The sequence below is a fragment of the Streptomyces sp. XM83C genome, assembly GCF_023072675.1.
In the GTDB taxonomy this organism is placed as follows: domain Bacteria; phylum Actinomycetota; class Actinomycetes; order Streptomycetales; family Streptomycetaceae; genus Streptomyces; species Streptomyces thermocoprophilus.
The window spans coordinates 1-4,002 of sequence record NZ_JALLGL010000426.1; the positions used below are offsets into that span (position 1 = coordinate 1).

The window sequence follows — 4,002 nt, forward strand, 5'->3', positions numbered from 1 at the left end:
CCCAGACTCGGTCCCGGCTCCACTGGGCGAAGCGCCGGTAGACCGTGGGCCAGGCCGGCCCGAACACCGGTGGCAACTGCCGCCACGTGCAGCCCGAGGTGGCCACGAAAATGATCGCCGCCAGGCACTCGCGGTCACCGGCCCTCCGTTTGCCGCCGCCCTGCGGGCGTATGACCTCCGTCGGCGGCACCACCCGCCGAAACAGCGCCCACAACTCGTCCGGCACCAACCGCTCCACCAGATCCGTCATGCACGGCCCAACGAGCGATCAGGCCATCTGAAACGGTGTCTTATTGCGGCGGCCCGTTCGTGGCCGACCACCTCGTGCAGACCATGGGCGGCTACCGGGTGGCGCGCGGCGGCAGCTTCTGCCGGTACGGCGACCTCACCCGCACCCGCCGCCGCCACGGCCCCTTTCCCGGCCCGCTGTACCCGGTGGGGTTCCGGCTCGCGCTGAGCACCGCGCCGCAGCCCGGCGGGCCGGGGGCCGGGCGGGCCGGCGTCCCGCGCTCCTCACCACCGGACGATCCGCGTGCCGCGCCGGCCGAAGACCGGGGACGCGCGCGGACCGGCGCGGCGCGGAGCGGAAGAGCGGAAGCCCCGCGAAGCGGAAGAGCGGACGCCCCGCGGGGCGGGAAAGCCGACGCCCCGCGGGCGGGAAGAGCAGACGACCCGAGGAACGACCCGACGGAGACGAGCACATGAGCCGTGACCTGCCCGCCGATCTGTGGAAGAGGCTGACCAGCACGGTCGGCCTGGTCTGCACGAACGTCGACGGCACCGTGAACGTGATGTCGGCCGAGTGGTCCTGCTTCGTCAACAAGCAGCCCCTGTACGCGGCCGTGGCGCTCGGGCCGCGCTGTGTGACCGGTGGGCGGGTGGAGGAGGCGGGTGAGTTCTCGGTGACGCTGTGCGCCGAGGACCAGGCGGCGCTCGCCGACTTCGCCGGGAGTTTCTCCCGCGCCGACATCGACAAGACCGGCAGCGACCTCGTCGGCCTCGGCGCCCCGGAGGCGACGGGCACGCCGTGGGTGACGGGCGGGGTGGTGGCCGTGGAGTGCCTGCTGCGGCAGGTGGTGCCGCTGCCCTCGCACACCCTGTACATCGGTGAGGTCGTCGCCGCGCACCTCCCGGACGGGCCGGTACGGCCGCTGGTCAAGCACGGCGCCATGTACGCCCTGGGCGAGCCCGTCGAGCGCACGCAGATCGTCGCCGCCGCCGAGGTCCGGCCCGGCGGCACGCTGCGGGTGGCGGCGACGGGTCCGGGCGGCGCCGGTGCGCGGGAGTGGCGGGTGACGCTGCTCGACGCCGACGGCAGCCCGACACCGCTCGGCACCTACCCGTCGGCCCTGTACGACGACCTGCTGGTGGACGTCCCCCTGCCGGCCGGGCAGGACGCCGGGGCCCTGTCCGGGCACCGGGTCGTCGTCGAGCGGGACGGCGCGAAACCGGGCACGGCGCGTGTCGCGGGGGCCGGACGGGGCGCGGCCCCTGTCGCGGGGGCGGGACCGGGCACGGCCCCTGTCACCGAGGCCGGACGGGGCGCGGCACCTGTCACCGAGGCCGGACCGAACACGGCACCCGTCACCGAGGCCGGACCGAACACGGCACCCGCCACCGAGGCCGGACCGAACACGGCACCTGTCACGGAGGGCGACCCCGGCGCCCCCCGCGTCCCGGGGGCCGGCCGGTGACCGCCTGTCCCGGTCTGCCGGAATCGCCGCTGCGGATCGCGGTCGTGCAGACCGCGGCCCGGCCTCTCGACATCGCGGGCAACGTCCGGATCGCCGCCGGACGGGCCGGCCACGCGGCCCGGCGGGGCGCCCGCGTCGTCGTACTCCCCGAACTGCATCTGTGCTCTTACGACCTGCGCCGCCTCGCCCGGGACGACGGCGCGGCGGCCGTGCGTGCCGACCGCTCCGGGCAGGTCACCGACCGCCGTATGGAACCGCTCGTCCGGGTCGCGGCCCACCACCGGGTCACGGTGCTCCTGGGCGCCGCCGTACGCCGTCCCGGCGGGCCGCTCACCAACTCGCTGCTGGCGGTGGAGCCCGACGGCACCGTCTCCGTCCCGTACGACAAGCGGCATCTGTGGCACGACGAGGAGGCCGCCCTGTTCTCTCCCGGCAGCAGGGCGAGCACCCTCTCCGTCGACGGCTGGCGGCTCGGGCTGGGCGTCTGCTACGACATGTCGTTCCCCGAGCACGCCCGCGCGGCGGCCCTGACGGGCGCGCACGCCGTGCTGTACCCGGCCGCGTACGCCTCGGGCACCGAGCACCGGGCGGCCGTCTATCTCAGGGCCCGAGCCCTGGAGAACACGGTGTACACGGTGTTCGCCAACCCGCTCGGCGGCCCGGCCCACCGCCCCTGTGCGGGCTCCAGCGCGGTGTACGGGCCCGACGGCGCCACGGTGGCGGACGCCCCGGCCGGTGAGGACACCACACTGGTCGCCGACCTCGACCCGAAGGCCCTGGCGGCGGTACGGCGGCATCTGCGGATGCTGGCGGAGCTGCGCACGGCGGCACGCTGACAGCCGGCCGCCCCCGCCCGGCAGGTGTGGCGCCTGGAGCCGGGCGGGGGCGGGCGGTCAGTTCTGCTGGACGGGGAAGAGCATGCAGGTGCTGGTGGCGTGGGCCAGCAACCGGTCCTCGGAGTCGCGGAGTTCGGCCTGGGCGAGGGCGGTGCGGCGGCCGGCGTTGAGCACGGTGCCGACGGCGCGGATCTTGCCCGTGTCGACGGTGACCGGGCGCAGGAACTTCACGGTGAGGTCGAGCGAGGTGTATCCGGTGCCCTGCGGCAGCACGGACTGCACGGCGCAGCCGGCCGCCGAGTCCAGCAGGGTGGCGAAGACTCCGCCGTGGACGCTGCCGATCGGGTTGTAGTGCTCCTCCCCCGGCTCCAGCGTGAAGACGGCCCTGCCGTGTTCGGCCTCTTCGAGGGTGAAGCCCAGCATCGCGGCGACCGGCGGGGCGGGCAGACGCCCGGCCATGATCTCGCGGAGGAAGTCGAGGCCGCTGCCGTGCGGGACGGCGGCGGCGGTGACCGCCGGGTCGCCCCATTCGAATGTCCGGGACCTGCGCATGCCCACTCCCACTGCTGGCTTCGAATGCTGAAGTTAGATGGCCGCAGGCTATGCATGCGCCAACCTGGCTGTCAATGACGAAGCCAGCCTAGGATGGGTGCATGAACTGGCTGGAGACGAGCACCGAGAACTGCACCGTCCAGCGGACGCTGGAACTGGTCGGTGAGAAGTGGTCGCTGCTGCTGATCCGGGATGCCATGAACGGCGTCCGGCGCTTCGACGACTTCCGGCGGCACGTCGGGCTCTCCGAGGCCGTACTGGCGGACCGGCTGCGCAAGCTGGTGGCCGCCGGAATCCTGGAGACTGCCGCCTACCGTGAGCCGGGCAGCCGGACCCGGCGCGAGTACCGGCTCACCCGCAAGGGCTGGGATCTGTGGCCGGCGATGATCGCACTCAAGCAGTGGGGCGACCGGTACACCGCGGACCCGGAGGGGCCGCCGCTGGAGGTACGACACTCGGACTGCGGTGAACCACTGCGTGCGGTGATCGTCTGCGCCGAGGACCACGGGCCGCTGACACCCCGGCAGGCCCGCACCCACCCCGGCCCGTCGGCCCGGCCCCGGAGCTGACCGGCCTCGGGCATGTACGGTTCCGGGGCCGCCCGGCCTCGGGCATGTGCGGATCCGGGAACGGCCGGCCTCGGGCATGTGCGGATCCGGGAACGGCCGACTTCGGATCCGAGCGGCCTCGAGGCCGCTCAGCCTCGGGCCTGATCGACGTCGGGACCGACCGGCCGCGGGACTAACCGGCCGCGGGCATGTCCGGCTTCGCGACCGGCATCGGGACCGACCGATCTCGAGCCCTGTCAGCCTCGGAACCGTCCTGCCCCACCTCATCGAGGCCCGTCAGCCTCGGGACCGGCCGACCCCCGCCCGACGTCGGAAGCCCCCGGCCTGTCTCTTATACCCATTCCCGAGCCC

General features: G+C 74.2%; 5 protein-coding genes. 3 read left to right on the forward strand and 2 right to left on the reverse strand.

The window, feature by feature from the left end; all coding sequences use genetic code 11:
• Positions 1 to 250, reverse strand: a 250-nt coding sequence (locus MTQ10_RS28570) for a transposase (RefSeq protein WP_247473241.1), incomplete at its 3' end; no start/stop codon positions are given.
• Positions 251 to 701: 451 nt separating this feature from the next.
• On the opposite strand from MTQ10_RS28570, the gene MTQ10_RS28580 reads away from it, so the two are divergent.
• Entirely contained in the window at positions 702 to 1,694 is a 993-nt protein-coding gene (locus MTQ10_RS28580; RefSeq protein ID WP_247473243.1) for a flavin reductase family protein, read from the forward strand.
• The gene (locus MTQ10_RS28585) at positions 1,691 to 2,530 is read left to right on the forward strand and encodes a carbon-nitrogen hydrolase family protein (protein ID WP_247473245.1); all 840 of its coding nucleotides are present in this window, start codon (positions 1,691 to 1,693) and stop codon (positions 2,528 to 2,530) included. The genes MTQ10_RS28580 and MTQ10_RS28585 overlap by 4 nt, the downstream gene beginning before the upstream one ends.
• A 57-nt stretch (positions 2,531 to 2,587) precedes the next feature.
• On the opposite strand, the gene MTQ10_RS28590 is transcribed toward MTQ10_RS28585, so the two are convergent.
• Entirely contained in the window at positions 2,588 to 3,082 is a 495-nt protein-coding gene (locus MTQ10_RS28590; protein WP_247473246.1) for a PaaI family thioesterase, read from the reverse strand.
• Positions 3,083 to 3,183: 101 nt separating this feature from the next.
• Between MTQ10_RS28590 and MTQ10_RS28595 the strand changes: the two genes are divergently transcribed.
• Positions 3,184 to 3,651 (forward strand): winged helix-turn-helix transcriptional regulator, encoded by a 468-nt coding sequence (locus MTQ10_RS28595; RefSeq protein WP_247473249.1) that lies wholly within the window; start codon positions 3,184 to 3,186, stop codon positions 3,649 to 3,651.
• Positions 3,652 to 4,002 lie beyond the last annotated feature (351 nt).